Genomic DNA, 6,808 nt, shown 5'->3' on the forward strand with positions numbered 1-6,808 from the left:
AAACGCTCCATCTTTTCCAAAAAGCGACTTCCCACTCTTAAACTGTTCTAGCGCTTTTTCTTCTAAATTGTCTAAATAGTTCTGATCCATAATCAAATTTACGATTTTGGACAGAGTTTAATTTACACCCTCTATTTTTTCTCAAAAGCTTTTGAGATGAATTAATTCTCTAAAAGCAATCTCCACTACTTTTCAATCATTCGCAATAACATTGATTTATCAGTATCCTCAAAGGAGAAATAGTGCATTGATATATTAATACTTGCGTATATTATATTTGTTGCTGATCTAATATAATTCTGAAACAGCAACTAAAACGTTTTATGATACTGTCTAAAATAAAATATATAATCCTGTTAATTGTAACAGCCTCTTTTCTTATTTCAGTAAACCATGTAAAAGCTGTCCCATTGAGTGGAAACTATACCATTGGAAGTGGAAGTGGAAGCAATTTTTCATCATTTACACAAGCCATTGATACTTTGTCAACTTATGGTGTTATTAGTTCTGTTGTGTTTTTGGTTGATACAGGGATGTTTAATGAACAAATTGTGATTCCTGTTATTTCAGGTGCAAGTGCCACAAACACCATTACTTTTATTGGACATGGTGATTCAACTTTGCTATTTTACTCTCCTTCTTCTTCAAACCGGCCTGTTGTATGTTTTACAGCAAGCAGTCATGTGATTTTTGAAAATATCCGAGTTGAAGTTCAAGGAAACTATGGTTATGGATTTCAGTTTCTCAGTGGTGCAGATAGTATTACTGTGAAAGGTTGTTACATCTTACTTCCGAATAATTCATCAACGTATTATTGTTGTGGTTTTGCAAATTATAGCTCCGTAAGCGGCTCAGGTTCTGCCAATACAAGCTATGTAACTATTGAAAATAATACCATTGAAAAGGGCTATGACGGAATACGACTAATAGGTAGTGTTGGATCGTCAGCTTTCAATAATATTAATGGAAATACAGTAATCAATTTTGGAAATATTGGAATTAATGTCAGTGGAAACAGTAATATGGACATTATTGGTAACTCTATTTATTCATCAGAATCTGGAGCATCAAGAGCTATTAATATGTGGCCAACCGGACATTCGATAAGGATATTGAAAAATACAGTTGAACTAGCAAGTACTGTAAATCACACAAGAGTAATACAGGTAGCAAATGCTCCCGGTGGTGGTGGATCTTCCTGGTCGCAGGAAATACTTGTAGCAAACAATATAGTTCAATACAGTGGATCTTATACTAGTAATATGACAGGTATATATACAAAACATGTTAGCTATTTAAGAGTCTATAACAACACCATAGTTATGTCATCTGGTAGTGGTGCTAAAAGTCTTTGGTTTGATGCTTTAAGCAGTACACCCAATACAGTAGCTCGCAATAATAACATCACAAACAATGTTTCAGGTGGAGAATTGTTACGAGTGCATAATCAGGTATCATCTGATATCGATTATAATAATTTCTACAATTCCAATGGTTTCAAAGTCTGGTGGAAAGGAACAACATATACAAACCTTTCCTCATACCAATCAAATTCTTCTCAGGATGCGAATTCAGTGATTATTGATCCTAAGTTTGTTTCAACATCTGATTTTCATATTCATCCATCAAATGTGTCTTTTGAAGGTTTGGGCACACCTGTATCGCAAATCACAGATGATATAGATGATGAGAACAGAGACGCCTCTCATCCTGATATTGGTGCTGATGAATATGCTTCTTGTGCTGATTTAACCATTTCAGATTTAGTTAGTCCCGCAAATTGCAGCTATTTGAATGCTACTGCAACTGTGTCGGCATGGATTAAAAATCTTGATACAAATGCCATTGCAAATATTCCAGTTAGTTATCAAATTGATGGTGGAAGTGTTATTGATGAAATACACTCTTCCTCAATTGCTGGACTTGACTCTGTACTATATGTTTTTTCAACAAAGGCAAACCTTACAACTGCTAAGGATTATACAATTAAAGCTTTTGTGAAATCATTTGCCGATCATAATCCCACAAATGATACATTTACATCCTCAATAACAATTACAGAACTGAACTCAAGTTTAGAGGACTCAGTTGGAACTTGTTATGGAAATAATTTAACACTTCAACCTGGTTATTTTTCCGGAGCAACCTATCTATGGTCAGATGCTTCATCCGATACTATTCTTGTTTTAGATACAACAACTGCTGGTACTGGAACTTCAACATTCTGGGTGAACATTTCTGGAGCAGACGGTTGTTCTGTCAGTGACACTGTTATTGTCTTTTTTAGTGCTCCTGCCAGTATTAGTTTAGGAAATGATAGCTCATTATGTACGAACGACACACTGAATTTAGATGCTACTTTTTCCGGAGCAAGCTATCTCTGGCAGGATAACAGTACTCAGTCTAGTTTTAATGCAACAATTTCTGGAACCTATTGGGTAGACGTAAGCACTGGTTTGGGATGTGTAGTTTCAGATACTATGATAGCTACTTTTAATGCACTTCCGGCTTTTGATATAGGTGCAGATACCTCAATTTGTGTCGGTGATTCAATTGTAATGGATGCAAGTGTAAATAATGCATCTTATTATTGGCAAAATAGTAGTACGCAATCAAATTTTAAAACATTTAATAGTGGTACTTATTGGGTGAATGTAACCAATAGTTTTGGTTGTTCATTAATTGATTCACTTACACTTTCTGTAGAAAATTATCCACTAGTAAATCTGGGGAGTGATACAACTATCTGTGATGGTGAATCAGTGCTATTAGATGCAACGCAGTCATCTGTTAATTATGCATGGCAGAATAATAGTACACAAGCCACATTAAACGCTTCAGCTGCTGGAACCTATTGGGTAGAAGTAACAAATTCTACAGGTTGTGCTACAACAGATACTTTCATTCTTTCAGTAATTGCATCTCCTGTTTTTAATCTGGGAAATGATACGTCAATTTGCAATGGTGATTCTTTAATACTTAATGTAACTACTGCAGGCGTAAGCTATGTTTGGCAAGACAATAGTTCATATCCGACTTTCACTGCATTAACAACAGGCGTATATTGGGTAGAATTGACAAATTCAAACGGATGCAGTACCAGAGATACAATTAATTTGACTGTTAATTCATTACCTGGAGTTAATCTGGGCAATGATAAATCGATTTGTGATGGAGATGAATTGGTATTGAATGCTGCTTCTTCGGGAAGTACATACCGCTGGCAGGATAATAGCACGAATTCAACATTCCATGCAACTAAAAAAGGTGTTTATAGCGTTGAAGTAACCAATAGTTTTGGGTGTATAAATGCCGATTCCATGGAGTTATTTATTATTCCACTACCCCAGGTGAATCTAGGTAATGATACTACTTTTTGTAAGAGCAATCCACTTATTTTAGACGCAACATTAATGGGTGCAAACTATAAATGGCATGACAATTCAACAAAATCAACTTTTAGTGTTGATAAAACTGGTGATTATTGGGTTGAAGTAAGCAGAAACAATTGCAAGAAAACGGATTCAATTCATGTGACAATTAATTCTGTCCCAATTTTTGAAATAGGGAACGATACTACAATATGTGAAGGAGAATCAATAGTGTTGGATGTAGCCACTATATATTGCACATATGTGTGGCAAGATAATTCTACACAAGGAATTTATAAAGCATCAAAAGAAGGTTCTTACAGGGTGACTGTAACAAACAATTATCAATGTTCAATAACTGATTCAGTGTATTTGACTATAAAGGCTGGTCCGCTTGTAAATCTTGGGAATGATACGGCCATATGTATTGGTGAAAGTTTGTTTTTAGATGTGACAAATACAGCATCAACCTACTTGTGGCAAGATAACACAACATCAGCTGATTTTATTGCTACAACTGCTGGTTTATATTGGGTTAAGGTAACCGATCAGAGTGGTTGTATCAATTATGATTCAGTAAACCTTTCGATTGATCCACTACCTGTGTTCAACCTTGGAAATGATACAGCAATTTGTAGTGGAGATGTAGTAATATTGGATGCAACAACTTTAAATGCCACTTATTTATGGCAAGATAATACAACACAGCCTTCATTTAATGCTGAAAAGGAAGGTCATTATTGGGTGAAAGTTACATCCGACAAAGCTTGTTCCGATTATGACTCGCTATATCTGACTGTTCGTGAATTGCCACAAGCTGAGCTTGGAAATGATACAGCTATCACTATTCAAAGTATTCGCATTCAGAATTTTGTATTGAATGCAAAAACAGGATATACTGATTATTTGTGGTCAACAACTTCAACTGATGAATTTATAGAAATTGATACATCTTATGGTTTAGGCAAACATGATTTTTGGATTCGGATACTAGATGATAAAGGTTGTGTTGGATACGATACAATTACAATCAACATTATACATGATATTGGAATCGATAAAGGTGAATCTTTTTCAATGCAATTATATCCTAACCCAAATCAAGGCAAGTTTGTGTTGAGTTTGCAGGGAAGTAGCGATAATAGTAAGGTCAGCCTATTTGTTTTTGATATAAACGGCAAAACTGTATTTGAAGAAGAGCTTGATATCAAACAAAATAAGGTATCAAAGGCTATTGATATTTCCGCATATCCTAAAGGTATTTACACACTTACAATTCAAAGTAAAAACTTTGTGAGAAATGTTAGGATTATTACTCAATAGAATTTGCCGATTCAAATAGTCTTTTTTTAGAATTGTAATTTGGAAGGAAACATCTAAGAGTCAACAGAATTGTTGTTAAAGTAGATGTTATTATTTTTATTTCTTCAAATAAATGAAGGCAAATACCGTTTACCCGCTATATAAGAAATGAAAACAAACCTTTCAATACGATATGTGCATTTTATCTTTTTTTTGCTAATGCTGGCAATCCAAGCAAATGCTCAAAGCTATATTCCCAATTATGGCTACAATACAATTTTTGAAAACAAGGCTAACGTAAGGGCAAAACCAAGCTTAAATGGGGCAATTATTGGAACCCTACAATGTAATCAGACTTTAGAAAGGTGTGACGGACAAAAAGCATACAAAGACACCATTAATGGACGTATTGATTATTGGAGACCAATTGTATATAATGATACGCTGGCTTTTGTTTGGGGAGGAGTGTTTTGTACATCCCGTTTTAAAAGTATGCTGAATGTGGATGATCTATTTCTGGTAGGATTTTCAACTGACAATGTTTTAGGCATAAAAGTATTACATAAAGATGTTCTGACCTATGAAAGCTCTTTTTCAAGGAAGGAAAAAAAGGGTGTTCAGCTAGTTTTATCATTAGGAAAAACCTTTAACAGCAAGGGTAAAGAAATAATTGCTGTTAAATATTTCGATCAAAGTTATGAGTTGTTTGAATGGGATTTTAAAACGATAACAAAATCCAATATTACACTGACTGACGATTCATACCTCACTGGAAAGTATATCGATTTTGAATACAGCCTGATTGCAAAAAATAATGTAAACCTACGCAAACAGCCACATATTGATGCAGATGTGATTAAAATTCTGTCGGTACACGCTAAGGTAAAAGTCATAAGAGCGCATCATACCTATGATAAGGAAAAACGAGGAAATTGGCATCAGCTTTTAGTAGGAAACGACACAGGTTATGTTTTTAATACGCTGGTTTCAATCAGCAAACGATATATTAAAAGCAATAAGTTTAAGGGAATTGCTTTTTTACACACCAGCAATGGCATCTATGTGTATCAAAACAATAAGTTGATTTATGAACAGAAAAAAAGGGCATCCTATGATGCGCACTATCTCTACGAAAAAGGTTGCATGGGATTAGATACTGCCTATCAGTTTTTGGCTGTTGAAATAGTAGGAGAGGCCTGTGGTAAAGCAAGTGGAGAAGAATTGTATTATTGGGATGGTACTACATTAAAGTATGCAGGTTTCGATTATGGCATAGGCGATGCTGGTTATAGTCAACAATATGCACTCATCTTTCCCAACGAATTTGGAGGCAGGAAAAACAGGGTGATATCCATCAATGAAAATGGCGAAAGTATTGATTTTCCCCAAGAAAGTAGTTGTGACCCACCATACAGTTATTTACCCTTCAATGTCAAGTATAAAATCTTGAAATTTGATGGAGATACCTTTTTGGAAATGACTTCAAAATATTCCAGGTTACGACAAAGTGTAAAGGATGATTTTCCCAAACATCATATCAAACATGCGTGTTTTGGGAATGTGAATAGTGATGGGCTGGAAGATGCACTTGTCTATCTTTCTATCGATGAGTATGAGTTTACAGAAGGGGGAGCCACAAAGCCAATTATTGCTGTTTATACTGGATCGAAAAATAGAAACTACAAGCTTCAAACTCACAACCAGTCACTGATAAAGGAAAAAGCGATGGCTGTTATGTTTGCTATAACTGAAGGTGAATTCTCAGTAAAAGTGGTGTATAACTCAGGATTATGGGCAGATGAAAATGCGACCCCTTTTGTAGAAGAGTATATTTTTACATACTTTAAAGCTGACCAAAAATATCTGTGGAGCTCAATTACAGAATATGAAGGAATTAGAAATGCTTCATACCGATATGATTGGAAAAGCTCTACCTCCTATTTTAAGAAAAACAAACTGTATTTTGAGCAGGCTTGGTCGAGTAAGTAATTTGTATCTTATTCAATATCATATAGGGATTCATCTAAAATAAGCGTATTAAGGCAATTTATGGTTTTGAAGGATTGCTTTATTCGTTTGTGATGCTTCCAAAAACCAGTCTCTATTTCCTCTAGTATTTTTTGGGATTCAGCTTG

Annotated in this window: 2 protein-coding genes; both read left to right on the forward strand. The window is 34.9% G+C overall.

What is annotated here, in order from left to right; translation table 11 throughout:
* The first annotated feature begins 323 nt into the window (after positions 1 to 323).
* Positions 324 to 4,694: a T9SS type A sorting domain-containing protein gene (locus HOG71_06730; protein MBT5990531.1), complete on the forward strand. Its 4,371-nt coding sequence runs from the start codon at positions 324 to 326 to the stop codon at positions 4,692 to 4,694.
* A gap of 198 nt (positions 4,695 to 4,892) precedes the next feature.
* Positions 4,893 to 6,662 (forward strand): hypothetical protein, encoded by a 1,770-nt coding sequence (locus HOG71_06735; GenBank protein MBT5990532.1) that lies wholly within the window; start codon positions 4,893 to 4,895, stop codon positions 6,660 to 6,662.
* The last annotated feature ends 146 nt before the right edge of the window (positions 6,663 to 6,808 follow it).

The sequence above is a fragment of the Bacteroidota bacterium genome (assembly GCA_018698135.1).
GTDB lineage: Bacteria > Bacteroidota > Bacteroidia > CAILMK01 > JAAYUY01 > JABINZ01.

What these genes read in the sequence shown, in the direction of transcription:
- HOG71_06730 (MBT5990531.1), top strand. Translation starts at nt 324, where the DNA reads ATGATACTGTCTAAAATAAAATATATAATCCTGTTAATTGTAACAGCC.
- HOG71_06735 (MBT5990532.1), top strand. Translation starts at nt 4,893, where the DNA reads ATGCTGGCAATCCAAGCAAATGCTCAAAGCTATATTCCCAATTATGGC.